Genomic DNA, 25,702 nt, shown 5'->3' with positions numbered 1-25,702 from the left:
AACATGAACGAAGCGGCCGGCCGCCAGCGTGAAGCGGTGGAGCTGGTGTCCACCGCCTTCAACGAAATGGTCGCGACCGCCAACGAAGTCGCCCGCTCGTGCAGCAGTGCCGCCGATGCCGCAGAAAACGGCCATCGCCGGGTCGCCGAAGGCAAACAGCAGATCGAAGTGACCACCGAGAACGTCAATCGCCTGGGCAGTCGCCTGAGCGAGTCGTCGCAGGCCATGGTCGAGCTGGAACAAGGCAGCCGCAGCATCAACCAGATCCTCGGCACCATCCGCGCGATCGCCGAGCAGACCAACCTGCTGGCGTTGAACGCCGCGATCGAGGCGGCGCGGGCCGGTGACCAGGGCCGTGGTTTTGCCGTGGTCGCCGACGAAGTGCGGGCCCTGGCAAAACGCACCTCCGACTCGACCGGGGAGATCGACCAGTTGCTCAACACCCTGGGCAGCAAGACCCAGGAGGTGTCGCAGAAGATGGAAAGCTGCCTCGACCTGTCACGGGCCAGTGTGTCGTCGATCGAGAATGCGCGCGACAGCTTCGAAGGCATCCAGTTGTCGGTCAACGAGATCCGCGACCAGAACCTGCAGATCTCGGCGGCGGCAGAAGAGCAGCACAGCGTTGCCGAGGAGATCAACCGGCATATCCAGCAGATCTACGACGAGGCGCGCCTGGTCGAAGGGCTGGCCAACTCGGCGCAGGAGGACTCCGGGCGGTTGTCGCAGCTGTCGCAGGAGCTCAATGGGCTGGTGGGGCGGTTCAAGTCCTGAGGGGTGTCAGGCGCATCGCTGGGGGCGCGTTGCGCCCCTTTCGCGACACAAGGCCGCTCCCACAGTCAGCGGGGTTGTGTGGGAGATTCAATCAGCCGTTGACGGGGCCATTGCAGCTAAGCCACCGGCGTTGACATCGCCAATGCCTCGCGCACCAGCGCATCCACGCCCTCCCCCGGATTGGCCTGCATCCACTCGACCATCTGCCTTCGCATCGCGGGGGTCCAGAAGTTCTGCAAATGCTGCCTCACCCCCTGCACCGCCAGCGCCCGGTCGGGCTCGCTGTCGAAGTAATGGGCGATCTGGTTGGCCATCTTGACCAGGTTGTCGGCACTCATCGGCGTACCTCGACAGTCTCGGGTTGCTCGCTGTTGCGCCGCTCCTTGAGCAACCGGCGCTGTTCATCACTGAACGCCTGATAGCGCTGCTGCCACTGCGACGGCTGGGTGACCCGCACCACCTCCACCGCCGTGACCTTGTACTCGGGGCAGTTGGTGGCCCAGTCGGAGTTGTCGGTGGTGATCACGTTGGCGCCCGACTCGGGGAAGTGGAACGTGGTGTAGACAACCCCCGGCGCCACCCGCGCACTGACCAGGGCACGCAATACGGTCTGCCCGGCGCGGCTGCCGATACCGACCCAGTCGCCGTCGACGATGCCGCGGCTTTCGGCGTCGCTGGGGTGGATCTCCAGGCGGTCCTGGGCATGCCAGGCGACGTTTTCGGTGCGCCGCGTCTGGGCGCCGACGTTGTACTGGCTGAGGATCCGGCCGGTGGTCAGCAGCAGCGGATAACGGCTGTTGACCTTCTCGTCGGTGGGCACATAGCCGGTCAGCATGAAGCGCCCCTTGCCGCGCACGAACTGGTCGATGTGCATGGTCGGCGTGCCGTCGGGCGCGGCGTCGTTGCACGGCCATTGCAGGCTGCCGTGGCGGTCGAGCTCGGCGTAGCTGACCCGGTGGAAGGTCGGCGTCAGGCGGGCGATCTCGTCCATGATCTCGGACGGATGCCGGTAGTCCATCGGGTAGCCCAGGGCATTGGCGAGGGCCACGGTCGCTTCCCAGTCGGCCTTGCCGGCGAGTGGCTCCATGACCTTGCGCACCCGCGAGATGCGCCGTTCGGCGTTGGTGAAGGTGCCGTCCTTTTCGAGGAACGAGCTGCCCGGCAGGAACACATGGGCGAACTTGGCCGTCTCGTTGAGGAAGATGTCCTGCACCACCACGCACTCCATGGCGCGCAGTGCGGCCGTGACGTGCTGGGTGTTGGGGTCGCTCTGGGCGATGTCCTCGCCCTGGCAGTAGAGCGCCTTGAAACTGCCATCCAGCGCCGCCTCGAACATGTTCGGGATGCGCAGGCCCGGGTCAGGCTGCAGGGTCACGCCCCAGGCCTGCTCGAACTCGGCGCGCACGGCCTCGTTGGAGATGTGCCGGTAGCCCGGCAGTTCGTGCGGGAAGGAGCCCATGTCGCACGAGCCTTGCACGTTGTTCTGCCCGCGTAGCGGGTTCACCCCTACCCCTTCGCGGCCAATGTTGCCGGTGGCCATGGCCAGGTTGGCGATGCCCATCACGGCGGTGCTGCCCTGGCTGTGCTCGGTGACGCCAAGGCCGTAGTAGATCGCCGCGTTGCCGCCGCTGGCGTACAGCCGCGCGGCGGCGCGGATCTGCTCGGCGGGCACACCGCAGACCGGCCCGAGGGCTTCGGGCGCGTTTTCCGCCAGGCTGACGAACTCGCGCCAGCGGGCGAAATCCGCGCCTTCGCAGCGGGCATCGATAAAGGCTTGATCCTGCACCCCTTCAGTGATGATCACATGGGCCAGCGCGTTGAGCATGGCCACGTTGGTGCCGGGGCGCAGTTGCAGGTGCAGCTCGGCGCGGGCATGCGGCGAGTCGACCAGGTCGATGCGCCGTGGGTCGATGACGATCAGCCTGGCGCCCTCGCGCAAACGGCGCTTGAGCTGCGAGCCGAACACCGGGTGGGCGTCGGTCGGGTTGGCGCCGATCACCAGAATGACGTCGGCCTGCATCACCGAATCGAAACTCTGAGTGCCGGCCGACTCACCCAGGGTCTGCTTGAGGCCATAGCCGGTGGGCGAATGGCAGACCCGCGCGCAGGTGTCGACGTTGTTGTTGCCGAACGCCGTGCGCACCAGTTTCTGAACCAGGTAGGCCTCTTCGTTGGTGCAGCGGCTGGAGGTGATGCCGCCGATGGAATCACGCCCGTACTTGAGCTGGATGCGGCGCAGCTCGCTGGCCGCATAGGTGACCGCCTCGTCCCAGCTGACCTCCTGCCAGGGGTCGTCGATATGCTTGCGGATCATCGGTTTGGTGATGCGGTCCGGGTGCGTCGCGTAGCCCCAGGCGAAGCGGCCCTTGACGCAGGCATGGCCATGGTTGGCGCCGCCGTTCTTGTCCGGGACCATGCGCACCAACTGCTCGCCCTTCATTTCCGCACGGAACGAACAGCCCACACCGCAGTAGGCGCAGGTGGTGATCACCGCACGTTCCGGCTGGCCGATCTGGACCAGGCTCTTCTCGGTCAGGGTCGCCGTCGGGCAGGCCTGCACGCAGGCACCGCACGAAACGCACTCGGAACTCAAGAAGTCGTCACCGCCCGCCGCCGCCACCCGTGACTCGAAGCCACGCCCGGTGATGGTCAGGGCGAAGGTGCCCTGGATGTCCTCGCAGGCGCGCACGCAGCGGCTGCAGACGATGCACTTGCTTGGCTCGTAATCGAAGTACGGGTTGGAGACGTCCTTGGCTTCGGCCAGATGGTTGTCGCCCTCGTAGCCATAGCGCACCTCGCGCAGGCCGACCTGGCCGGCTACGGTCTGCAGCTCGCAGTTGCCGTTGGCCGAACAGGTCAGGCAGTCCAGCGGGTGGTCAGAGATGTACAGCTCCATGACGTTGCGCCGCAGCTCGGCCAGCCGTGGGGTCTGGGTGCGCACCACCATGCCGTCGCTGACCGGTGTGGTGCACGACGCCGGGTAGCCGCGCATGCCGTCGACTTCGACCATGCACATGCGGCACGAGCCAAAGGCTTCCAGGCTGTCAGTGGCGCAGAGCTTGGGAATGTTGCTGCCGAGCAGCGCGGCGGCGCGCATCACCGAGGTGCCGGCCGGCACGCTGATCGCACGGCCGTCGATGTTCAGGCTGACCTGCACCGCGCTGTCACGCGCCGGCGTGCCGAGGTCGATGTCACGGGAGGGATCGAAGTAATTGATCATCGTGCAGCCTCCGGGCTGGCCAGACCGAAGTCGGCAGGGAAGTGCTTGAGCGCGCTGGCCACGGGGTACGCGGTCATCCCGCCCATGGCGCACAGTGAGCCGTACTGCAGCGTGTCGCAGAGGTCGCGCAGGAGGTTGGCCTGGTCTTCGCGGTAGGCCGGATCGGTGCTGGCGATCAAGCGCTCGATCACCTCCACGCCACGGGTCGAACCGATCCGACAGGGCGTGCACTTGCCGCAGGACTCTTCCGCGCAGAACTGCATGGCGAAGCGCGCCATGCCGGCCATGTCGAGGGTGTCGTCGGCCACCACCACGCCGCCGTGGCCGATCATCGCGCCGAGCGCGGCAAAGGCCTCGTAGTCCAGCGGCGTGTCGAACTGGCTGGGCGGCACCCAGGCGCCCAACGGGCCGCCGATCTGCGCCGCCTTCAATGGCCGGCCACTGGCGGTGCCGCCCCCGTAGTCTTCGACCAGCTCGCGCAAGGTCAGGCCGAACCCGCGCTCGACCAGCCCGCCGTAGCGGATATTGCCGGCCAGTTGAAACGGCAAGGTGCCGAGCGAGCGGCCCATGCCGAAGTCGCGGTAGAACGCCGCGCCCTTGGCCAGGATGATCGGCACCGACGCCAGTGTGAGCACGTTGTGCACCAGCGTCGGCTGGCCGAACAGGCCTTGCAGCGCGGGCAGTGGCGGCTTGGCACGGACGATCCCGCGCTTGCCTTCGAGGGATTCGAGCAGGGCGGTTTCTTCGCCACAGATATAAGCGCCAGCGCCGACCCGCACCTCCAGGTCAAAGGCCACGCCGCTGCCGGTGACGTCCAGGTAGCCCGCCTCACGGGCCAGCAGCACCGCCTCGTTGAGTGCGCGCACGGCATCGGGATACTCCGAGCGGACATAGATGTAGCCCTTGCTCGCGCCCACTGCGAGGCCGGCGATGATCATGCCTTCGATCAGCAGGAACGGGTCGCCCTCCATCAACATGCGGTCGGCGAAGGTGCCAGAGTCGCCTTCGTCGGCGTTGCACACCACGTACTTCTGGGCCGCCGGCGCATCGCGCACGGTGCGCCACTTGATGCCTGCCGGAAACGCCGCGCCACCACGCCCGCGCAGGCCGGACTCGAGCACTGCGGCGACCACGTCGGCGCCGTCCATCAGTGCCGCCTTGGCCAGGCCTTCGAAGCCGCCATGGGTGCGGTAATCGTCCAGCGACAGCGGCCGGGTGATCCCGGCCCGGGCAAACAGCAGCCGCTGCTGCGTCTTCAGGTAGGGGATCTGCTCGACCGGCCCCAGCGCCAGCGGATGCTGACTCGGATCTGCGGCGAGCGCATCGAGCAGGCTCGGCACGTCTTCGGCCGAAGCCGGGCCAAAGCCCAGGCGGCCTTCGGCGGTGTCCAGCTCGAGCAACGGCTCCAGCCAGTACAGGCCGCGCGAGCTGGTGCGCTGGACCTGCACGGGCAATTGCCGGCGTGCAGCCTCGTCAGTCAAAGCCTGGGCCAGTTGATCAGCGCCCACGGCGCGTGCGACCGAGTCGCAAGGGATGCTCAGCGTCAGCATGGCTTCACCTCCTGCAAGCACCCCTCGACCAACGCGCGCAGGCGCTCTGGGGTCAGCCGGGCATGCACCTGGCCGTCCAGCTCCAGCGCCGGCGAACAGGCGCAGGCGCCCAGGCAATAGACCGGGCGCAGGCTCAGCGCGCCGTCGGCGCTGGTGCCGTGGTCATCCAGCCCCAGCTGCTCGCGCAACTGCGCGGCCAGCGCCTCGGCGCCGCGGCTCTGGCACGACTCGGCCCGGCACAGGCGCAAGGTATGCCGCGCGGGCGGCGTGCTACGAAAATCGTGGTAGAAGCTGATCACCCCGCGCACCTCGGCCTGGCTGAGGTTCAGCGCGTGGGCGATCTCGGGCACGGCAGCATCGGGCACATAGCCGGTGCCGGCCTGGATCGCATGAAGAATCGGCAACAGCGCGCCGGGGGTGTTGCGGTGGTGCTCCAGCACACGCTGGAGCACGGGCAGGTCAAGCGTCTCATCAGGCATACAGCGGACCTCGGCATACGGACACCGCTGCGCGTGGGCAGGCGAACGTCCGGCGTCTTCGGCTGTGGCGCACCGCGCACCTCACGGGCGGGTGGTTGGCGGGCGCCTCCTTGCCCTGTGCCGTGCCTCTGCGTGCACGTGCTCCATGGGCATCCTGACAGCATGGCACTCCTGCGCCCGAGGGGATGTGCACGAACGACCAGGCGCATTCTGAAACCGACGAAGGGTGCGACTATCGGCCTCGCCAATGCGCGCGCAGGCCGCCACCACTGGTGCCTCACACGGCCAGGTGTACCAGCCGCTGCAGGTCGCCGATCACTGCGGGGTCGCGCGCCTCGAAGACATCGGCCTGGATCCGTGCGATCACCGACTTGAGCAGCTCGGTCTGGCTCATGCGGGTGGCCTGCAGCAACGCCAGAAAGTCCTGCGCGACGTGCGCGTTGATCTTCATCGACAGCCGCCGGGTGGCCGCTGGCGCGGCCAGGTCACGCTGGCGCAGTTGCTCGTCCAGCGAGCGGGCGAAGGCCTCATGCACCGCCTGCAGCCCAGCCGCGTCTTCCGCCTGCGCCAGCGCATGGAAGTAATAGCCCAGGAACAGCTTGCGCAGGTTGGCGCCAGCATCGTTGCTCACCGCATGCATCGCCGCGTCCAGCACATCGAGGTAGACCGCTGGCAGGCGCGCCTCGATCGACTTGAGCTGCTGCCTGCGCGCCTCGCGAATCGCCGGCGTCGACTGCGGCGGCACCGCCACCACGCTGTCACACCCCGTGCACACGCCGACCAGGATGTCCCTGGCCTCGCCCTGGCCATCGCTGAACGGCACATCGCGGCGCTGGTAGCGGATGTCTACCAGCGCCTGGCAGCGTTCGCAGAGCGCCTTGCCGGTGTCGCCTTCGAAAAAGATCTGCATGGTCAGGGTACTCACTGGTGAACGCTGACGAACCAGGTATGCGGCTCGATGAAGTAGAACTTGATGTACCACCGTGCCGCTTGAGCACATGCACATCGACGGTCGGGACTGCGTGATGAGGGCTGCAACTGTGATGTACACCGCTGCATGAGCGAATGATCTCGACGATTGTCTCGGCTGAAACCTCCCCCATTGCCAGTAGGTTCTTGACGTCGAGGTCACCCCGCGCCACATGCAGGTACTGACCGGACTGCAGCGCCGCGATCACTCCGTGCCTCGCTTTTTTTAAGCCGGTTTCCAAAATCATCCCTGTCGATACGAAAATCATCGTACATTATCGAAAATGAATCCACCCCCTTGGCGGACTCCGGCGACCAGCGGTCGTTTGCCGGCATGAGGCAACGTCGCAGTTCGCATAGATGACTATGGCAGCAGTACCTGTGGTGCGACGGGCGACACTGTTGCCGATGTTTTCGCGACTTTTCATGATGTTTCGGCCTGCACAGGCAGCCGCTCGTGTCACTCCAACGAAAAACCTCCTCCGGCGCAGCCTGTGCCTAAAATGGTTACTAAATGCCATCAGTCCCGCGCATGGCCCTGCCACCGGGGCTGGCACCTCCAACACTCGACCCGGGGTCCACCGATGCCATCCTTGCCAGCCTGGCTCGCGCCCATTCGCCAGAGGTTCTCGCCGGCCGGCCCGGTCGAGCCGTTCAACCTCATGCGGCGTTTTTCGCTGATCAGCTTCGTGATCATCAGCGCGGTGGCGATCGGCCTGGCGTCGCTGTCGACGCGCTTTCTGGTCAACGAAAGCCTGGAGCGCGACGCCCTGCTCTCGGCCCAGTTCATCCAGTCGATGGCGTTTGGCGAAATTCGCCACCATGACCTCGACGGCATGAAGATGGGTGACATCCTGGCCGCTACCCAGTACGGCATGCTTGCCAGCGAAACCGCAAAGAACCGCGAGCGCGCTCGCTCGGAGTTTCTCGATCACCTGGCCCACCTGCCCGACGTGTTGCTGGCGAGCATCTTCTCGCCCGAGCGCAAGGTGATCTGGTCGACCAACCCGGCGCTGATCGGCCGCCAGGTCCACGAAGACGCCGCGCTGGAGGCCGCGTTCGCCTCCCACGGTCAGGTCAGTGCGCGCTACAACGAGGTCGAAGCCGGTCGCACCGAGCAGCAGTTCGTGCGTGCGCCGAAGATGTTCTTCGTCGAGAACTACATCCCCTTGCTCGACGACCAGGGCACGGTGCTGGCCATGGTCGAGATCTACAAGGAGCCGGTCGACCTCATCGAACGGATCGACCGCGGCCACCAGTTGATCTGGGCCGCCACCGCACTGGGCGGGCTGACCATCTACTTCGGGCTGTTCTGGATCGTCTGGCGGGCCTCGCGCCTGCTGGCCTCGCAGCAGGACCAACTGGTGGCGAACAAGACCTACGGCGGCCTGGTGGAGATGTCCACGGCGGTCGCCCACAGCCTGCGCAATCCACTGGCGAGCATCCGCAGCAGCGCCGAGCTGGCCGAGGTGATGCCCGGCCAGCCGGCGACCCGCAACATCAGCGACATCATCAGCCAGGTCGACCGCATGTCGAGCTGGCTGCATGACCTGCTGCTGTGCCTGCGGCCATTGCGCGGCGAGCCGCAGCGCGTCGACCTGGTCGAGGCCGTGCGCAGCGCGCTGGGTACGTTCGAACCGCAGCTGCGCCAGGCGCGCATCGAGGCGGTGTTCAATACGGTTACAGCGCCTGTGGTGTTGAGCAACGCCTTGTTGCTCGGGCAACTGCTGAACAGCGTGCTGGCCAATGCCATCGAGGCCATGCCCGAAGGCGGCAGGCTGGTGCTGGCGCTTGAAGGGGGTGACGAGGGTGACTTGCTGCTGTGTATCGATGACTCCGGGCAGGGGCTGAGCCGGCAGCAGGAAATGATGGCGTTCAAGCCGTTCTACAGCACCAAGCAGGGGCGGCTGGGGATTGGTCTGGTGATGGTCAGGCAGATCATGGAGTACTTTGGTGGGGAGGCCAGTTTGCACAACCTGCCGGCGCAGGGGACGCGGATCTGCTTGCGCTTCCGGACTGAATTCGGACCTCCCTTCGGATACCCTTCGCGACAACTTGACGATCCCAGCTGACATTTGAGGGTGTAACATGACGACTGCCCCCAAGATCGAGGTTGCCATGACCGGGATTTCGCTGAACCTTCCGGAAGACCTTTCCAATGCTCTCGCTGACATCGCCAAGGCGCATGGCCAAAGCGCGAGCTATATGGCTATGAGCGTTCTTCGTGACTACATCGAACACGAAAAGACGCTGAGCAGACAGATCGAACTGGCAGTTACAGAGGCTGACGAAGGTAAATTCGCGAGTGATGACCAGGTCGCGGCGCTTCGTGCCCGGCGCTGGAGTCCGGATGCGCGTTGAGTGGCTGGAAACAGCGCTCAAGAACCTGGAAGACGAAGCAAACTACATTGCTCTAGAAAACCCGAAGGCCGCTGATGATTTCTCTGATGCGGTATTCGCCAGCATCGATAACCTCGCGCTGTTTCCGACCATGGGGCGCGAGGGTCGGGTCAGGAACACCCGGGAATGGGCGGTCCTGAATTGGCCCTATTTGATTCCCTACCGCGCTCGAGGCGATTGCCTGCAAATCTTGGGCGTCTTCCATACACGGCAAAAACCGCGCGATAAGTGGTGATTAATCCTGATTCAGTGCGCAGAGACTCTCCAAAGCTGGTCGACACGCGTGGTATAGGACTGACTCATCATTTCCCTACGCATTCCCCAGTCAGGTATGCGGGGTACACTGCCAGCCCTCAAACTCCCCCTACCATATCGGCCATTTATCTCATCTAGCGTTGCCATCAACCGCTCGCACTCAACCGGCTGCGAGACCGCGAACAAGTCATCGGTAAACTCCCCAGGTTGCCGCAGATCTAGCAGCAACACTTCGGCCTTGCTGTACCGGTAACCCGCCTGAAAAACCCGCTCGACCGCCGCCGTAGCCGCCCGCGTCAGCAGCAACGTATCGTTAGTCGGATAAGGCAGTTCCACCAACGCGCCCTGCGCATGATGCAACTCGTTGGGGTTGAACATCCCCGTGCGAATACTGACCCGCATGCGCTTGCACAGCGAACCCTGCGCGCGCAGCTTCTCCGCAGCCCGCCCCGCATAGGTGGCCACCGCCTGCTTGATCGGCGTGAGTTCCGCCAGACGCATGCCAAACATCCGGCTGCAGCAGATCTCCTGCTTGGCCGGCGCCGCTTCATCCAGCTCGAGGCAAGGCGTGCCGGCAAGCTCCCGGGCGGTCTTCTCGACCACCACGCTGAACTTCTGGCGGAGCATCTGTGGGTCGGCCTTGGCCAAGTCCATCGCCCTGTAGATACCCATGCCCTCCAGGTGCGCCGTCATCCGCCGGCCGATCCCCCACACTTCCTTGACCTTTGTGTTGCGCAGCACCCAATCGCGCTTGAACGGATCACAGATGTCGATCACCCCGCCCGTTTCGGCGAGCAAGCGCTTGGCCATGTGGTTGGCCAGCTTTGCCAGGGTCTTGGTGCGGGCGATCCCCACGCCGACCGGAATGCCGGTGCAGCGCAGCACCTTGGACCGAATATCGTGGCCGAACTGGGTCAGGCTGCCGGGTATGCCCGTCAGGTCGGCAAAGCACTCATCGATCGAGTAGACCTCGGTCGCCGGCACCCTCGACTCGATCAGCGACATGACCCGCTCGCTCATGTCGCCGTACAGCGCGTAGTTCGACGAGAACGCCACGACCCCATGCCGTCGCAGCCGCTCCTTCACCTGAAAGTACGGCTCGCCCATCTTGACGAACGGCTTGGCGTCATACGACCGGGCGATCACGCAACCGTCGTTGTTGCTCAGCACCACGATCGGCGTCTTGGCCAGGTCCGGCCGAAACACCCGCTCGCAGCTGGCATAGAAGGCGTTGCAGTCGATCAGCGCGAACACCTGATCACTGCGCATGGTCGCGCACGCTGTAACGAACCACACCCCAGATCACCAGCTCATCACCCTCCATCACGTACCTCGGCGGATACGCCGGGTTCTCCGACTGCAGGATCACCGCACCGTTGCGTTTATGCAGCCGCTTGCACACCGGCTCTGCATTGATCGCGGCGATCACGATATCGCCGTGCTCGGCCTCATGGCTGCGGTCTACGATAAGCAGGTCGCCAGAGTAGATCCCCGCGCCCTGCATGCTGTCGCCCTCTACCTGAACCAGGTACACATGGGGCGCACGCAGGTCGAACAGCTCGTCGAGGGAGATGTGCCGCTCCATGTGGTCAGCCGCCGGCGACGGGAAGCCCGCCGGCACGCGGAACGCGTACACGGGCAGTAGCGTGGGGCCGCCCGTCGGCGTACCGATGAGGGTGATGGTCATGGGAAACGATCCAATGGAAACTGTATATACGTACAGTTAACTGTCAGATCGTTCCTACGTCAATGCGCAGCTGCCTGGCAGCCGACAGACGCTCGAGGTGAATCATGTGTGGGCGGTACTCGATCTATGAGGGGATGGACCACTACCTCAAGCAACTCTCGCTTGATCTGGTGGTGATCAATGGCTACGACGATGAGCGCATCAACAAGTACAACGTCGCCCCCAGCACCCGCGTCGAGCTGATACGGCCGGTCTACGGAGGGGTGAGCGTGGACCGGGTGAAATGGGGATGGTCACCGTTCTGGGCGAAGGGCAAACGCCCCGACCCGATCAATGCGCGGGCCGAAACGGTGATGAGCGGGAAGTTCTTCCAGTCGCTGTGGCCGGGCGGCCGCGCCTTGGCACCGGCCAACGGATGGTTCGAGTGGGTCCCGGACCCCGCCGACCCGAAGCGCAAGCAGCCCTACTACATTCGGGCTGCGGACGCTGGGCCGCTGTATTTCGCGGCGCTGGCCGAAGTGCATTCAGGCCTGCAGGTGGACGAGCGAGACGGGTTCGTCATCATCACCGCGGCGGCGGACCAAGGGCTGGTGGACATCCACGACCGCAAGCCACTGGTGCTTGGCGCCGAACTCGCCCGCGAATGGATTGACCCCCGGACCTCGACGGCGCGCGCGGCGGAGATCGTTCAGGCGGGCTGCAGGCCGGCCGCCGAATTCACGTGGTACCCCGTCAGCAAGCAGGTCGGCAATGTCCGCAACCAAGGGGCGGAATTGATAGCTCCGCTGCCTTCGACATAAGACCCCCTGATGACCGGCCACTCGCTGTAACGCTCCGGCACTTTGACACTTGTACAAAGTGTCGTACCATGTTCCACATGACAGATGCCGAGCCGTGGACGGCCTAAGCCAAGTCTGTCTGGATGCTTTGAAAAACTGACCACTTTCAAAGCCAACGCATCCTTGTGCGCTAGCTGAAGTGAAGAGCGCACGCCATCCACTGAGTAAGTGGTAGGAAATCAAGCCATGCAAATACTCACCTTTAGCGAAGCCCGAGCCGGACTGAAGCAAGCAATGGACGACGTGTGCCGGGACCATGAGCCCACCGTCATCACCCGTCAGCGCGGCGAGCACGTAGTGCTGCTCTCATTGGAAGACTTCAACGCGATGAACGAGACGATGTACCTGCTGGGTACCGCCTCGAACGCTTCGCGACTTCGCGAATCCATTGCGCAGCACAAGACCGGGGCGACGTTCTCGAAGGATATCCCCATCGATGTCTCAGAAGACAAAGCTGCAGAATAAGAAAGCCGCCACCGAGAACGCTCAGGTATCGTTTACAACGATAGGCTGGGAGGATTTCGAGCACTGGCGCGCCAGCGATACCAAGATCCACGCCGAAATCTGCCGACTGATTGGGGAATGCATGCGCACCCCTTTCGAAGGCCTGGGCAAGCCGGAACCGCTGAAAGGGGATCTGTCGGGCTACTGGTCACGGCGTATAACCAAGGAACACCGGTTCGTGTATTACTTCAGCGCGGGAATGCTCACGGTGATTGCCTGCCGGTATCATTACTGAAGCCTGCGTTTACCCCCTCTCCCCGGACAACTCCCGCAGCTGGCGGTGATGCCGCTGCTGCGCGGCATAGGCCACCTGCGGCCACAGGCTCACGGTCTCCCCCGGCAGGCACTGGGCAAGCCGCGCCACCGCCAGCGGGCTCAAGGCGCCCAGGCGAGGATAGCCGCCAATGGTCTGGCGATCGTTGAGCAATATGATCGGCTGGCCATCAGGCGGCACCTGTACAGCGCCCAACGGAATACCCTCGGACACCAGCCCCGGGCCTTCGTAGCGTAGCGCTGTACCGGTCAGGCGCAGGCCCATGCGGTCGCTGCGGGTGTCCACGGTCCAGGCCTGGTTGAAGGCATCGAACAGGCTCTGGCCACTGAAACCGCCCGCCTGGGCGCCCAGAATCAGCTCCAGCCGCGCCGGTGCGCGCAGGTCCGGGATCAGCGCCGGCGGCACCGCGCGCACCGCGCCTGCTTCGCCCTGCCACGCCAGCCGGTCGTCGACCTGCAGCCCGCTGCCACGACTGTCCAGGCCACCGACGCCCTCGCGGGCAACCGTGGCACAGCTACCGGCCAGCAACGGCGCGCACACGCCGCCCGGCACTGCCAGGTAGGCCCGCGCGCCCAGCCGGGGGCTGGCAAAACACAAACGTTGCCCGGCGCGCACCTTGAACGGCCGCCACACCTCCAGTAACTGGTCATCCAGGGTAGCGCCCAGGTCGGCGCCGGCCAGCGCCAGCCAGCCTTCACCTTCACAGCGCACGTGCAGGCCGCCGAGGGTGACCTCGACCACCGCCGCATCCAGGCGGTTGCCCAGCATCCAGTTGGCCCAGTGCTGGGCCAGCCAGTCCAGGGCGCCGCCCTGGGTCAGGCCCAGGTGGCGCACGCCGAAACGTCCGCCGTCCTGCACGCTGGCCTGGGGCCCGGCCTTTTCCACGATCAATGCGCTCATGCCTGTGCCTCCATGGGCGTGTCATCGCCACCCAGGCGAAGAAATTCGTCGCGTTGCACCGGCACGAAGCGCACCCGGTCGCCGGGGTGCAGCAGGCTGAAGCCTTCCAGGGCCGGGTCGAACAGGCGCGCTGGACTGCGCCCGATCAGGTTCCAGCCGCCGGGCGAAACCGCCGGGTAGATCGCCGTCTGCCGCTCGGCGATGCCGACGCTGCCCGCCGCCACCCGCTGGCGTGGCGTGGCCAGGCGCGGGCTGGCCAGCCGCGGGTCGACCAGCCCCATGAAGCCAAAACCCGGAGCAAAGCCCAGGGCGAACACCGAGTAGGCGCGGCCGCTGTGCAAGGCGATCACCTCGTCCACGGGCAACCCGCGCTGGCCGGCCAAGGCCTCGAGGTCGGGGCCGACGCTGGGGTGGTACCAGACTGGCAAGGCCAGCTCACGGCCACCACCGGTAGCCGCCGGCTCAAGCCCGACCAGCGCCTGCTCGCACAACGCACGCGCCTGGGCGTCATCCAGCTGGGCCAGGTCGTACTGCAGCATCAGCGTGGTGTAGGACGGCACCAGCTCTACCAGGGCCCCGGCGAACACGCCGCGCAGGCGCTCGGCCGCCGCCAGCAGCCAGGGTACGTTGGCCTCGTCGATCACCTCGAACAGGCGCAGGGTCAGGCAGTCGATGGCCGCGACTTCGATACGCGCTTTCATGCCGCCAAGCCATCCAGCGCCTGGCGGATCTGCCGCACGGCCGCCACCGACGCCGGGTTGTCGCCGTGCACGCACAGGGTGTCCACGTGCAGGCGCAGGGCGCTGCCGTCACGGGTGACCAGCGGCTCGCCACGGGCCAGGCCCAACGCCTGGGCGACCACCTGGGCGGGGTCATGGTGCACGGCGCCGGGCAGGCGTCGGCTGACCAGTTGCCCGTCAGGCTCGTAAGCGCGGTCGGCGAAGGCCTCGAACCACAACCGCAGGCCCAGCTCATCGGCCAGGGCCTGGCTGGCGCGGGTGTCGGCCGTGGCCATCAGCATCAGCGGCAGCTGTGGGTCGTAGGCGTGCACGGCACGCATCACCGCGCCCAGGCGCACCGGGTCGGCCATCATGTCGTTGTAGAGCGCGCCGTGGGGTTTGACGTACTGCACCCGGCTACCCTCGGCGCGGCACATCGCATCCAGGGCGCCGATCTGGTACAGCACCAGGTCTTCGATTTCCTGTACCGAGCAGGCCATGCTGCGGCGGCCAAACCCCACCAGGTCGGGGTATGCGGGGTGGGCGCCGATGCGCACTTGATGGCTGACCGCCAGCGCCACGGTGCGGCGCATGGTGCCAGGGTCACCGGCGTGGAACCCGCAGGCAATATTCGCGCAGTCGATCAACGGCATCACCTCCGCGTCCAACCCCATGGACCAGGCGCCGAAGCTTTCGCCGATATCGCAGTTGAGCAAGGGACGTTTCATGGGGGACTCCGCAGGTGGCTGATGGGCAAATTGTTCACACGCCGGCCACGCAGGGTCCAACGGATTATTCGCGGTACAGGTGATAAGTAAAGTCGATCACCCTTATGATGACGTCTCGCCCGCCGGAAGCCGCCGCCATGAACCTCAAGTTTCTCGAAACCTTCATTTGGGTCGCGCGCCTGGGCAGCTTTCGGCTGGCGGCGCAGAAGCTGTTCAGCACCCAGGCGGCGGTGTCCAACCGGATCGCCGCCCTGGAGGACGAACTGGGCGTGCGGCTGTTCGAGCGCGATGCCCGTGGCGCCACCGTGACCCCGCGCGGCCAGGCCCTGCTCAGCTACGCGGAGCAGGTGCTGGACAGCACCCAGGCGCTCCGTCAGGCGGTGGACGCCGGCCATCCGGGGCGCGTGCGGGTGGGCGTGATGGAGAGCGTGATCCACACCTGGCTGGGCCCTTTCATCCAGCGCATCGACGCCCTGCGCCCCGGCCTGGAGCTGGACCTGCAAGCCGATACCGCGCGCAACCTGGCCGAGCAGCTGCGCCGCGGCCAGCTGGACCTGATCCTGCAGACCGACCCGCTACCGGACGAAGGCCTGCGCAACGCCCACCTGGCCAGCTACCCCACGGCCTGGCTGGCGCGCACCGACAGCGCCCATCAGGCCGACAGCCTGGCCGAGCTGGCCAGCCAGCGGCTGATCACCTTTTCCCGTCACTCGCGCCCCCACCAGGACCTGCTCGGCCTGCTGCACGCCCACGACTTGCGCGCACCGCGGCTGTGCTGCATCAACTCGGTGGCCGCCATGGAACGGCTGTTGGCCGAAGACTTCGGCATCGCCGCCCTGCCCCCGGCGCTGGTCAATGCCGCACTGGCCAGCGGCACGCTGCAATGCCTGGACGTGCAACCGGCCCCGGCGGACCTGGAGATGTTCGCCAGTTGGCGTGCCGGGGTCGGCCTGGAGACCGTGGAAAGCCTGGTGGCGCTGGCGCGCGAGGCTGCCGCCGAACACGCCCGCGACCTGCCCCAAGGCCAGGTGCACCTGCGCTGAGCGGCGCACCATCAGGTAACACCGCGTCACCCTCTTGCCCCAGTGTGATACACACCCCGCGCTCGACCACGTCGCACACCCCTTCCTCTAGTACGCCTCGAATTCGCTGATTTTTGCCTGTTGGCACGAGTATTGATTACGCACTCCTCAAGGATTGTTGAACAATCATCTCTCAGCGGAGCTATCTGATGTCCAGACGTGTCAGCCTTACCCGTTCGCTTCTCACCCTGTCGCTGCTCGCCGCCGCTCACGCCCAGGCCGACGAGGCGACCCTGCAGCCGCAACGCCTGAGCATCGGCTCGGACCTCACCTACCCGCCGTACACCTACCGTGAGCAAGGCAAACCCGCCGGCTTCGACCCGGCATTCATGACCCTGCTGGGCGGCCACCTGAAGTTGCAGCCGCAGTTCGTCGACACCCGCTTCGCCAACCTGGTGATGGGCGTCAATGCGCGGCGCTTCGACCTGGTGGCCTCGGCGCTGTACGTGACACCCGAACGCGCCGCCCAGGTCGACTTCCTGCCCTACCTCAAGAGCGGCGCCTCGCTGATGGTGCGCAGCGACGACAGCTTCCGCCCGCAGCAGCCGCAGGACCTGTGCGGCAAGCGCGTGGCCTCGATCAAGGGCGGCTCGTGGATCCCCAAGCTGGCGGCCCTGTCGAAAGACTACTGCCAGGCCAACGGCCAGGCGCCGATCGATTCGCGTGAGTTCCCCACCTCGCCGGAAGCCGCCCAGGCGTTGCTGGCCAAGGCCGTCGACGTGCAGTTCGAAGACGCCGCGGTGGCGCGCATCACCACCGACAAGCTCAAGGGCCGAGTGACGATCAGCTCCAGCACGCTGATCTACCCCGTGGTCATCGGCCTGGCGGTACGCAAGGGCAATGAAGCCCTGCTCGGCGAACTGCGCCAAGGCTTCAGCGCCATGAAGCAGAGCGGCGAATACCAGGCCCTGCTGACCCAGTACAACCTGGGCGAACCCAGCGCCGCCGAGATCGCCCAGGCCCTGGGCCAGAACCCGCAAGCCGCGCAGTAAACGGGAGTAACCCCCATGCAATTCGATTGGCATTACGCCGTCAGCCTGCTGGCCAACGGCGACTTCTGGAAGGCCGTGGGCACAGTGGTGCAACTGAGCCTGGAGACGTGGGTACTGGGCATCGTGCTGGGCTTTGTCCTGGCCCTGGCCCGGCAATCGCCGCGGCGCAGCCTCAACCGCGCCGCCGCCTTGTACATCTGGTTCTTCCGCAGCCTGCCGCTGCTGGTGCTGCTGATTTTCGTCTACAACCTGCCGCAGGTATTCCCCGCCACCAGCGTGCTGTTGTCCAACCCCTATGCCGCCGGGCTGATCGCCCTGGTGCTGAGCGAGGCGGCCTACATCGCCGAGATCCACCGGGGTGGCTTGCTGGCGGTGCACAAGGGCCAGCTGGAAGCCGGCAAGGCGCTGGGCATCCGCTACAGCGGCGTGCAGCGCCTGATCGTCATTCCCCAGGCACTGCGGGTGGCGCTGCCGACCCTGGCCAACGAATACATCACCATCGTCAAACTGACCTCGCTGGTGTCGGTGATCTCGCTGTCGGAGATCCTGCTGGTGGGCCAGCAGCTCTACACGCAGAACTTCCTGGTGATGGAAACCATGCTCGCGGTCGCCTTCTACTACGTGCTGATCGTCACGGTGTTCAGCTACCTGCTGCGCCGCCTCGAGCGCCACCTGGATGTCAGCCAGCGCACGCCCCGCGCGGTCGCCGACAGTGCCAGCAGCGGCGCTGCACCCGAGCCAGCGACGCCGGCACGCCAGGGCGAGCACGCACTGCGAGTGCGTGGCGCGCGCAAGCACTATGGCCCGCTGGAAGTGCTCAAGGGCATCGACCTGGACGTGCGCTTCGGCGAGGTGGTGTCGATCATCGGCCCGTCGGGCTCGGGCAAGACCACCCTGATCCGCACCCTCAACGGCCTGGAAGGCCTGGACGCCGGCACGGTGGAACTGTGCGGCGCGCCGTTCCTGCGCGGCAGCGGCGAGCCCGAGGGCAGCCTGGGGCCGCGGGTGCACATGGCGGGCATCGTCCAGGTCGGCATGGTGTTCCAGGGCTTCAACCTGTTCCCGCACAAGACCGTGCTCGACAACGTACTGCTCGCGCCGCGCCATCACGGCCACGCCGCTGACAGCGAGCTGCGCGCCCTGGGCCTGGCCCTGCTGAGCAAGGTCGGCCTGCGCGAGCACGCCGGCAAGTACCCGCACCAGCTGTCCGGCGGCCAGCAGCAGCGCGTGGCCATCGCCCGGGCGCTGGCCATGCGCCCGCAAGTGATGCTGTTCGACGAACCCACCTCGGCACTGGACCCGGAGCTGGTGGGCGACGTGCTCAAGGTCATCGAGGACCTGGCCCGCGACGACATGACCATGATCATCGTCACCCACGAAATGAAGTTCGCCTTCCAGGTCTCCGACCGCGTGGTGTTCATGGAGGCCGGGCAGATCGTCCAGGCCGGCGCGCCCCGCGAACTGCTGGACAACCGTAGCGAACGCATGGGCCGTTTCCTCAAGGATGTGCAACTGGCATGAGCAACCTACCTCCCCAACACGCCAGCGAAGGCCTGTCCCTGGCCGACCAGGTGGCCCACGAGCTGCGCGAAGATATCATCGGCGGCCGCCTGCTGTCGGGCATGGCCCTGGTCGAAGCCGACCTGGTTAACCGCTACAACGCCTCGCGCAACACCGTGCGCGAGGCCCTCCACCAACTGGGCCGTGAAGGCCTGGCCACCTATGTGCGCAACAAGGGCGTGATGGTGCGCCGCCTGGGCGTGGCCGAGGTGCGCGACCTTTTTCTGGTCCGTCGCACCCTGGAGATCCAGGCCATTCTCGGCAGCAAGCCGCTGCGCGAATACCAGTCCGACCGCATGCTCGACGCCATCGAAGCCGCAGAACTGGCCCGCGACCGCGAAGACTGGCAAGCCTTCGGTACCCACAGCCTGCGCTTCCACCAGCACATCGTCGGCCTGCTGCGCAGCCCATTGCTGGATGCCTTTTTCACCAACATCGCGGCGCAGATGCGCCTGGTGTTCGCCGTCGCGCCCGACGAAGAAAACTTCCAGCGCCCCTGGCTGGAGCGCGACCATGAAATCCATGACCTGCTCGCTGCCGGCCACCGCCAGGCGGCAGCGGAAGGCATGAACCGTTACCTCGACGATTCCGAGCACGCCCTGCTCGACCTGTTGAGCCACCCTACCCGTGCATAGCCCGCGTGCAACCCAACGGAGAACCCCATGAAGCCTATCCCTCTTTCCAAGGCCCCGATTGACGCCGCACAGCGCAAGGCCATCAAGCCGGTGCTGTGCTACCCGGTCGAGACCCTGCCCCGCCCTGACATTGGCGCTTACCGCGCCGTTCGAGAAGGGCTCAAGCACGTCAGGACGGTCGTGGTGCCCGCCCGCGACGCGGCAACCTTTACCGTGCCGGCGGGCAGCTTTTTCCGCATTGTCTCGACCGAGGGGCCACAGGTCGGCGACCTCAACCTGTTCAACCAGCATGACCTGAGCGAGCGCTTCTACACGGGCAAGACCCGTGCACTGAACGGCACGCACCTGGGTGTTGGCGACCAGCTGTTCTCAAGTTTTCCCAGCCTGCGCCCGATGGCGACCATCACCCATGACACGCTCGACTGGTACGGTTTCGATGAGTTTGGCGGGTCGGTGCACGACGTGATCGGCACGCGCTGCGACCCCTACACGCACAACCTGCTCAGTGGTGGCGGTCAGTATCACCATTGCTGCCATTCGAACCTGACGCGGGCCTTGTCGGCCTCGACAGGGCTGGCACTGCATGACGCCGAACCGCATGTGCATGATGTGCTCAACGTGTTCATGTGCACCGGGTTTACCCGCGATACCGGCCAGTACTTCATGAAGGCCAGCCCGGTGCAGCCGGGCGACTATCTGGAGTTTTTTGCGGAGATCGATTTGCTGGGGTGCCTGTCCGCCTGCCCGGGAGGGGACTGCTCGGCGGAGCATTCATCCGATACGGCCAAGTGCTATCCGTTGCTGGTTGAGATCTATGAAGCGGCGCAGCGACCTGAGGGATGGGTCGCGCCGGTGGTGAGTGGTTACGATCGTACCCATGGGGTTGGGGTGTAAAAGCCAGCCCTTCCAAGGTGTTCAGAAATTGCGCTTGGCTTGAGCTCGCTGGGGCCGCTGCGCAGCCCTTTCGCGACACAAGGCCGCTCCCACAGGAGCGGCGCGGTGCAGTCATTTTTGCGTAGTGAGCAAAAATTGGGCATCACGGCATTCCTGTGGGAGCGGCCTTGTGTCGCGAAAGGGGCGCGCAGCGGCCCCGGCGATTTCACGCCGAGCGCATTTTCAGAACACCCTGAAAGGCTGGTTGTAAAAGCGAAACGCGTGTGCCGATATGAGGGGGTTTGCCGGTGATGCTGATCCGGTAGACACTCCAAGTAGATAATAGAGTCGATGTCCAGCGTATAAGGCATACCGCTGCCAGAGGCGAACATCAACTCGCCATCATCCGGCTCAGGAATCATTGCAATCTGCACCTGCAGCGTGTTCTCCCGCTGGCCCTTGGAGCAGGGGCTGCAAGCACCTAAGCACTTATCGAAACAGTGCTGGCTAGCACTGCGAACGGCGCTGGCTTTGGATGTCGTGGATCGAACGATCACCGCTAAGCAATTACGTGATGTTTTTGGCGTCACTTCATCCTGGCTGCAAAATTTGATGCATTGGCGTAACTGATGACTACCGAAACGGGGAGAAAACAAGATTCAACAGTTTTAACGAAGTGCATCCCAGTCCGCCAATAAACCACCACGCCATGCATTACTTACCTGTCGAACCTCACAGTGATATAGTCCAGTGGATGACTCGGCTACGCAGTCGCCGAATCAAAGAGATGAGTGGCTTTGTGCGTGGCGGCGGGCGGCTAGGTTTTATTCAGCTGGGTCAAAGCGGCGTATTTTGTTCCACTCCAGCACTCCCGAAAGCGGAGCTGAGTATAGTAAAGCCTTTCAGGTCGCCCCTAATTAATCAGAAAATATGGAAATTATCATGGTTGTTAAATGCGTGATTTGGGCTTTTGTTATTGGCGTTCTTTCTGGCTGCGTATCTGCTGAAAGGAATACTACTGACAAGTATCCAATTCCATTTGAGTTAAATCGAAGCTGGGGGGCTAAAGATAAGAATGGCGTTGTTGTGATCCCTCCAATCTACAAAAACGTTTTGCTGTTCAAAGGAGGCATTAGTGCTGCCAGAGTGGGGGAAAAGATAGGCTATATCGATCAGCGTGGAAAAATCGCTATACCCTTTAAATACGATAGAGGCTTGAATCTTAATAGTGGGCTCGTGGGCGTCTGCGCTGAAGGAAAATGTGGATATTTAGATGCCAAAGGAAATGTCGTCATTCCTTTTCTGTATAAGGAAATAGACTATTTCCGGCAGGAGCAGGGAAACCTGGCAGTAGTGCAAGGCGAGCGCGGCTGGGTGATTATTAATACTGCGGGGCGCGAGATAATTGGACCGACATTCGGATCAAAGCCATCTATATCTGAAGGGTTTATAGTTGCCTTTAAGGGTAAGCGAGACGGCATGATATATGACTTGAAAGGCAATCCAGTAACGCCACTAAATTATGATCAAATTGCTTATAATGTGTGGGCTGGCAGATACCTGAACGACAATCTTTTTACAGTGGCAATCGATGGTCGCTGGGGATTCATTGATAAATCTGGCAAGGTCATAATCCCTCCACGCTACGACAAGCGAGGGTTTTTCTTTGAAGGCTATGCAGACTTAGTTCGAGACGGGAAAGTTTACCGAGTGGACAAGCACGGAAAGGAAGAGTTAATGGGTGATTGGCAGCGACCAATCCCATAAGTAGTGCAATTTTCGGCTTAAGCCTTTTACACGACTATCTAGCCCCCCACCTGCAACCCTATCGGAACCTCGTGTCCCGACTTGAGGGGGTTATCGACTACGGAAAGGGTAACGTCCGATCGTAGTGATAGCCCTCGAACCCCCTCGGACTCCTAGCACCCAGCCTCACGTCGGCGGATCCACGCTTCGGCAGACTGTTTGCGCGCGAAGGCCTGCGTCTCTTGGTAGACTTGCGGCCATCACGATTGATCCGGATCTGGAACGCCTGAAACCGGTACAAAATACGCAGACCAACATGCACACGAAATCAGCCACAAACCCGCTAGACACAAGGCCTGAGCCTTCCCGCCGCTTCAGCGTTGCGCCGATGATGGATTGGGCCCACTTTTACCTTAGCCCTTGAATCACTTGGCGCGCATGGCACCATGACTACCCGCGTACCATTTTTGTACCATGGAGTCATTTTCGGATGATGGCCGGCCGCCGAAGGCGCATCACCAAGTAAAAGCTCAACCCTGCGCCTCGCCAGAGACCTACCAGGAAGACCCCATTTCATCCATTCCTATCGCTACGCCCAAACCCGTTCTCGGCCATCTGCTACCCTGAAGCTAAGCAATACTTGCAGAGAAAGCCGTGAAATGGTAATGAGTAGGCCTTTTTGGCGTTTGCTTGAGCCTGCTCTCGCACACGAGCGAATTTTACAATCGCATGCATAATCGGACCTCATCAATGTTTGACATGAAGAAAGCGTATATCTCTCAAGCTGTCTATCAAGCAGCTTACGATATCGACACAAGGATTAAGTACAAGCAGGAGCTTGCCGACGACGCTTTTGGAAGCTTTATCCAGTCTCAGTCCCATCAAACCAACCTCCCTGATGATTTCGACCCTGCCCAACCACGCTTACTCTTTCAAAACTCTCACAAGCAACTGCTAATCAGCCAGACCCTTTGCCAGCTTAATCTTGGATTTGAACCCGGCCATAAATCCTTAAGAGAACAACTCGAAATTGTTTTCACTAATGCTCGCGAAATTCACAAACGAATTCAAAAGTTCCGCAAAGACACAAACCTGAATGAGAGCGCACTTATAATCACACTGTCCCTACCATCTGCCGAATCCCGCGAAGCACTTGGAGAGTACCTTTTCAGCCACTCTATCAAGTTCCCGAAATTCGGCGAAATTGCTAGCACATCAGTAAAAGTTGGGTATTTGCATCCAAGCAACAACTTCCTCAACGTCGAAGCCGATGTTTATGAGAAGCGCGGCGGCATGGTTGAAGGCGGGCAAACAATTGACCTAATGAGTCTTCCCATCGTTGAGCAAGGCGTAGCCCTCAAAGTTGACGTAAACTCTCGCCCCAAAGCTCAAGTCGAGGGATATAAAAATAGCGGCCCAGATGAAATAATTTCCATCATCACTCAGTATTTCCCAGAAGAACTCCTTAAGCTACTAAACATAGGGGATGAACTGTGAACGACTTTTTCCAGACCATAACAACCACTGAAACTACCGCGACCCACAACTTGAAAGAGCTAGATATGCTCGCCCGGGTCACGAAAAACACATTTTCGCAAATAGTTGAAATTCAAACCATCAGGACGCAAGATTTTCTAGGCCAACTAAATGAAGTCAGAGCAAGATGGCAGAATGACCTGAGAACTCTGAATAATGTAATCAACTGGCAGCATCGAGTCCTCGACTTCAACTCGAGCTATACCGCTTACCTACTCGAGCAAATCTCTGAGGAGGAATTTGAAAAAGCAGCAGAAGCTATTGCCGTTGAGGAAATGGAGCATCCGATTAACTCTCTAGCAGTGTTAATCAAAAAGACCCTTGAATTAACTGAGATTGAGTTCTCGCCTTCTGACCTTGCGAACTTGCTTCATTGCTCAGTAGAGTCAGTGGATAAAGCCTTGAGCCTCATCCCCCGAAACCTGATTTTTAGCCAACCACAATTGCAGGAAGCAGCAAAATGAGAAAGTCGGCCATCGGCGATTCCATTGAAGGAAACGCCTTGGAGTTGCAGTGCCGTAAATTCAAAATGAACGGCCCAACAAAATCTAAATTCACCAAAGCTCTTGTATTCAACTTTAAGTTAAGCATCCATGGCTTTGCCAGGATCAGCAAGCCTCTTGGGGACACAGAAACTCAAGTATCTGATAAATCGATGATTAACGTTGGCGATGAGATTCATGGCGAAAGCATTAACGGCTTTTCATCCAAGCCAATGGGCCGAGAAGAGGTTAAGCACGCTACCAGTACGCACAAAGCCACTTTTGTTAGCACCCGTGGAAAATCTTACGCCAATGTAGAAATCGGCGTCAGGGAGTTCCTTCAAGCAATTGATAACTCCAACACACTCCCGAATTCACTGTAGCGCTCCGAACTCTAGTAGACCTTCCACAACTGGTCGACACGAGCTGTGTAGGACTTGACTCATCATTTCGCGGCGCATACCCCAATCGGGGGCGCGGGGGACGCTGCCGGATCTAACAGTTCCTCGGCCATACCTCCCATTGATCTCATCCAGGGCAGACATGAGGCGATCGCAGGTTGCCGGCTGGGAGAGCGCGAACAGATCGTCAGTGAACTCCCCTGGTTGCCGCAGATCGAGCAGCAGCACCTCGGCCTTGCTGTACCGGCACCCAGGCTGGTAGATCCGCTCCATCGCATCAATCGCCGCCCGGGTGAGCAGCAACGTATCGTTAGTCGTGTACGGCAGCTCCACCAACGCCTTGCGCGTGATGCAACCCGTTGTGGTTGAACATGCCAGTGCAGATGCTGACTCGGAGGCACTTGCACACTGAGCCCTGGGCGCGCAGCTTCTCCTCCGCACGCCCCGCGTAGGTTGCCACCGCCTGCTTGATCGGCGTCAGCTCCGACAGCCGCATGCCGAACATCCGGCTGCAGCAGATCTCCTGCTTGGGCGGCGCCGCCTCATCCAGCTCGAGGCATGTAGTGCCGGCAAGCTCTCAGGCGGTCTTCTCAACCCCCACGCTGAACTTCTGCCGAAGCATCTGCGGATCCGCCCTGGCCAAGTCCATTGCTCTGTGGATGCCCATGCTCTCCAGGTGCGCGGTCATCCGCCGGCCGATACCCCAGACCTCCTTGACGGCGGTGTTGCGGAGTACCCAGTCACGCTTGAACGACTCGCAGATGTCGACCACTCCGCCCGTCTGGGCCTGCAGCCGCTTCTCAGTGTGGTTGGCCAGCTTTGCCAGGGTCTTGGTGCGGGCGATCCCCACACCCACGGGGATGCCAGTGCAGCGCAGGACCTTGGGCCGAACTTCGCGGCCGAACTGGGTGAGGCTGTCGGGAAATCCAGTGAGGTCGGCAAAACACTCATCGATCGAGTAGACGTAGGATGCCGGCACCATCGCCTCGATCGACGAATGGCCCAATCAAAGCCCTCCAACAACGAACTGCCTTTGGTCAACACCTGGCACCACTCCAGCATCCCCTGGATTGATGACGTTGCGTCGAATCCGGAATGCA

Annotated in this window: 26 protein-coding genes and 2 pseudogenes; 17 read left to right on the top strand and 11 right to left on the bottom strand. The window is 62.9% G+C overall.

Translation table 11 applies throughout. The annotated features are described in order from the left end of the window. Positions 1 to 3 precede the first annotated feature (3 nt). Positions 4 to 771 carry a methyl-accepting chemotaxis protein gene (locus CCOS865_RS28700; protein WP_415842620.1) on the top strand — a complete coding sequence of 256 codons (768 nt, stop codon included), beginning with the start codon at positions 4 to 6 and terminating at the stop codon, positions 769 to 771. A gap of 116 nt (positions 772 to 887) precedes the next feature. Here the strand turns inward: CCOS865_RS28700 and CCOS865_RS09555 are convergent, their stop codons facing one another. The 5 genes from CCOS865_RS09555 to CCOS865_RS09535 all read right to left on the bottom strand — a co-directional run bounded on the left by CCOS865_RS09555 (position 888) and on the right by CCOS865_RS09535 (position 6,930). Next, a complete protein-coding gene (locus CCOS865_RS09555; RefSeq protein ID WP_119140125.1) occupies positions 888 to 1,109 on the bottom strand; it encodes a formate dehydrogenase subunit delta in 222 nt (73 codons plus the stop codon). After that, positions 1,106 to 3,991: a formate dehydrogenase subunit alpha gene (gene fdhF, locus CCOS865_RS09550; protein ID WP_119140123.1), complete on the bottom strand. Its 2,886-nt coding sequence runs from the start codon at positions 3,989 to 3,991 to the stop codon at positions 1,106 to 1,108. The genes CCOS865_RS09555 and fdhF overlap by 4 nt, the downstream gene beginning before the upstream one ends. Next, entirely contained in the window at positions 3,988 to 5,541 is a 1,554-nt protein-coding gene (locus CCOS865_RS09545; protein WP_119140121.1) for a formate dehydrogenase beta subunit, read from the bottom strand. Before CCOS865_RS09545 ends, fdhF begins: the two co-directional genes overlap by 4 nt. Further along, positions 5,535 to 6,020 (bottom strand): formate dehydrogenase subunit gamma, encoded by a 486-nt coding sequence (locus CCOS865_RS09540; RefSeq protein ID WP_119140119.1) that lies wholly within the window; start codon positions 6,018 to 6,020, stop codon positions 5,535 to 5,537. Before CCOS865_RS09540 ends, CCOS865_RS09545 begins: the two co-directional genes overlap by 7 nt. A 277-nt stretch (positions 6,021 to 6,297) precedes the next feature. Further along, positions 6,298 to 6,930: a hypothetical protein gene (locus CCOS865_RS09535; protein ID WP_119140974.1), complete on the bottom strand. Its 633-nt coding sequence runs from the start codon at positions 6,928 to 6,930 to the stop codon at positions 6,298 to 6,300. A gap of 643 nt (positions 6,931 to 7,573) precedes the next feature. Here CCOS865_RS09535 and CCOS865_RS09525 point away from each other — a divergent pair. From CCOS865_RS09525 to CCOS865_RS09515, 3 genes are read left to right on the top strand one after another with little or no spacing between them, the layout of a single operon-like run. After that, positions 7,574 to 9,061 carry a sensor histidine kinase gene (locus CCOS865_RS09525; RefSeq protein WP_119140117.1) on the top strand — a complete coding sequence of 496 codons (1,488 nt, stop codon included), beginning with the start codon at positions 7,574 to 7,576 and terminating at the stop codon, positions 9,059 to 9,061. 46 nt (positions 9,062 to 9,107) lie between these two features. Continuing rightward, positions 9,108 to 9,350 carry a CopG family transcriptional regulator gene (locus CCOS865_RS09520; RefSeq protein ID WP_119140972.1) on the top strand — a complete coding sequence of 81 codons (243 nt, stop codon included), beginning with the start codon at positions 9,108 to 9,110 and terminating at the stop codon, positions 9,348 to 9,350. Continuing rightward, positions 9,340 to 9,624: a type II toxin-antitoxin system RelE/ParE family toxin gene (locus CCOS865_RS09515; RefSeq protein ID WP_119140115.1), complete on the top strand. Its 285-nt coding sequence runs from the start codon at positions 9,340 to 9,342 to the stop codon at positions 9,622 to 9,624. The genes CCOS865_RS09520 and CCOS865_RS09515 overlap by 11 nt, the downstream gene beginning before the upstream one ends. 11 nt (positions 9,625 to 9,635) lie before the next feature. Here the strand turns inward: CCOS865_RS09515 and umuC are convergent, their stop codons facing one another. Next, complete coding sequence (gene umuC / locus CCOS865_RS09510) at positions 9,636 to 10,913, bottom strand: translesion error-prone DNA polymerase V subunit UmuC (protein ID WP_119140113.1); 1,278 nt, start codon at positions 10,911 to 10,913, stop codon at positions 9,636 to 9,638. Further along, positions 10,903 to 11,331, bottom strand: a complete 429-nt coding sequence (locus CCOS865_RS09505; protein ID WP_119140111.1) for a LexA family protein — start codon at positions 11,329 to 11,331, stop codon at positions 10,903 to 10,905. Before CCOS865_RS09505 ends, umuC begins: the two co-directional genes overlap by 11 nt. Positions 11,332 to 11,435: 104 nt before the next feature. Here CCOS865_RS09505 and CCOS865_RS09500 point away from each other — a divergent pair, with 104 nt between their 5' ends. The 3 genes from CCOS865_RS09500 (at position 11,436) to CCOS865_RS09490 (ending at position 12,909) form a co-directional block, all read left to right on the top strand. After that, the gene (locus CCOS865_RS09500) at positions 11,436 to 12,131 is read left to right on the top strand and encodes an SOS response-associated peptidase family protein (protein WP_119140109.1); all 696 of its coding nucleotides are present in this window, start codon (positions 11,436 to 11,438) and stop codon (positions 12,129 to 12,131) included. Between the two features lie 225 nt (positions 12,132 to 12,356). After that, complete coding sequence (locus CCOS865_RS09495; RefSeq protein WP_119140107.1) at positions 12,357 to 12,635, top strand: type II toxin-antitoxin system Phd/YefM family antitoxin; 279 nt, start codon at positions 12,357 to 12,359, stop codon at positions 12,633 to 12,635. After that, positions 12,607 to 12,909, top strand: a complete 303-nt coding sequence (locus CCOS865_RS09490; protein ID WP_119140105.1) for a Txe/YoeB family addiction module toxin — start codon at positions 12,607 to 12,609, stop codon at positions 12,907 to 12,909. Before CCOS865_RS09495 ends, CCOS865_RS09490 begins: the two co-directional genes overlap by 29 nt. 9 nt (positions 12,910 to 12,918) lie before the next feature. On the opposite strand, the gene CCOS865_RS09485 is transcribed toward CCOS865_RS09490, so the two are convergent. From CCOS865_RS09485 to CCOS865_RS09475, 3 genes are read right to left on the bottom strand one after another with little or no spacing between them, the layout of a single operon-like run. Continuing rightward, complete coding sequence (locus tag CCOS865_RS09485) at positions 12,919 to 13,848, bottom strand: 5-oxoprolinase subunit C family protein (RefSeq protein WP_119140103.1); 930 nt, start codon at positions 13,846 to 13,848, stop codon at positions 12,919 to 12,921. Continuing rightward, positions 13,845 to 14,549, bottom strand: coding sequence for a 5-oxoprolinase subunit B family protein (locus tag CCOS865_RS09480; protein ID WP_119140101.1), 705 nt, complete (start codon positions 14,547 to 14,549; stop codon positions 13,845 to 13,847). The genes CCOS865_RS09485 and CCOS865_RS09480 overlap by 4 nt, the downstream gene beginning before the upstream one ends. Further along, on the bottom strand, positions 14,546 to 15,295 hold the full coding sequence (locus CCOS865_RS09475) for a 5-oxoprolinase subunit PxpA (RefSeq protein ID WP_119140099.1): 750 nt from the start codon (positions 15,293 to 15,295) through the stop codon (positions 14,546 to 14,548). Before CCOS865_RS09475 ends, CCOS865_RS09480 begins: the two co-directional genes overlap by 4 nt. Positions 15,296 to 15,432: 137 nt before the next feature. On the opposite strand from CCOS865_RS09475, the gene CCOS865_RS09470 reads away from it, so the two are divergent. From CCOS865_RS09470 to CCOS865_RS09425, 10 genes and pseudogenes are all read left to right on the top strand, one after another. Further along, a complete protein-coding gene (locus CCOS865_RS09470; protein WP_119140097.1) occupies positions 15,433 to 16,338 on the top strand; it encodes a LysR family transcriptional regulator in 906 nt (301 codons plus the stop codon). A 188-nt stretch (positions 16,339 to 16,526) separates the two neighbouring features. Next, positions 16,527 to 17,369 carry an ABC transporter substrate-binding protein gene (locus CCOS865_RS09465; protein WP_119140095.1) on the top strand — a complete coding sequence of 281 codons (843 nt, stop codon included), beginning with the start codon at positions 16,527 to 16,529 and terminating at the stop codon, positions 17,367 to 17,369. Positions 17,370 to 17,384: 15 nt separating this feature from the next. After that, positions 17,385 to 18,890 (top strand): amino acid ABC transporter permease/ATP-binding protein, encoded by a 1,506-nt coding sequence (locus CCOS865_RS28545; RefSeq protein ID WP_119140093.1) that lies wholly within the window; start codon positions 17,385 to 17,387, stop codon positions 18,888 to 18,890. Then, on the top strand, positions 18,887 to 19,564 hold the full coding sequence (locus CCOS865_RS09455; protein WP_119140091.1) for a GntR family transcriptional regulator: 678 nt from the start codon (positions 18,887 to 18,889) through the stop codon (positions 19,562 to 19,564). The genes CCOS865_RS28545 and CCOS865_RS09455 overlap by 4 nt, the downstream gene beginning before the upstream one ends. Before the next feature lie 27 nt (positions 19,565 to 19,591). After that, positions 19,592 to 20,458: an urea carboxylase-associated family protein gene (locus CCOS865_RS09450; protein WP_119140090.1), complete on the top strand. Its 867-nt coding sequence runs from the start codon at positions 19,592 to 19,594 to the stop codon at positions 20,456 to 20,458. Positions 20,459 to 20,896: 438 nt separating this feature from the next. Continuing rightward, positions 20,897 to 21,067, top strand: a pseudogene (locus CCOS865_RS28405) (serine/threonine protein kinase); the annotation flags it as partial. A gap of 312 nt (positions 21,068 to 21,379) precedes the next feature. After that, complete coding sequence (locus CCOS865_RS09440) at positions 21,380 to 22,204, top strand: WG repeat-containing protein (protein ID WP_167469037.1); 825 nt, start codon at positions 21,380 to 21,382, stop codon at positions 22,202 to 22,204. Positions 22,205 to 22,933: 729 nt separating this feature from the next. Then, a complete protein-coding gene (locus CCOS865_RS09435; RefSeq protein WP_119140086.1) occupies positions 22,934 to 23,680 on the top strand; it encodes a hypothetical protein in 747 nt (248 codons plus the stop codon). Beyond that, on the top strand, positions 23,677 to 24,183 hold the full coding sequence (locus tag CCOS865_RS09430) for a hypothetical protein (RefSeq protein ID WP_147406497.1): 507 nt from the start codon (positions 23,677 to 23,679) through the stop codon (positions 24,181 to 24,183). Before CCOS865_RS09435 ends, CCOS865_RS09430 begins: the two co-directional genes overlap by 4 nt. After that, on the top strand, positions 24,180 to 24,584 hold the full coding sequence (locus CCOS865_RS09425; RefSeq protein WP_119140082.1) for a hypothetical protein: 405 nt from the start codon (positions 24,180 to 24,182) through the stop codon (positions 24,582 to 24,584). Before CCOS865_RS09430 ends, CCOS865_RS09425 begins: the two co-directional genes overlap by 4 nt. Before the next feature lie 11 nt (positions 24,585 to 24,595). Here the strand turns inward: CCOS865_RS09425 and CCOS865_RS09420 are convergent. After that, positions 24,596 to 25,593: pseudogene (locus tag CCOS865_RS09420) on the bottom strand (DUF4113 domain-containing protein); the annotation flags it as partial. Positions 25,594 to 25,702 lie beyond the last annotated feature (109 nt).

Origin of the sequence: Pseudomonas reidholzensis (assembly GCF_900536025.1) — a bacterium.
Lineage (GTDB): Bacteria > Pseudomonadota > Gammaproteobacteria > Pseudomonadales > Pseudomonadaceae > Aquipseudomonas > Aquipseudomonas reidholzensis.
Note: the sequence above shows the minus strand (reverse complement) of the source record. Positions and strands in the feature narration are given on the sequence as shown.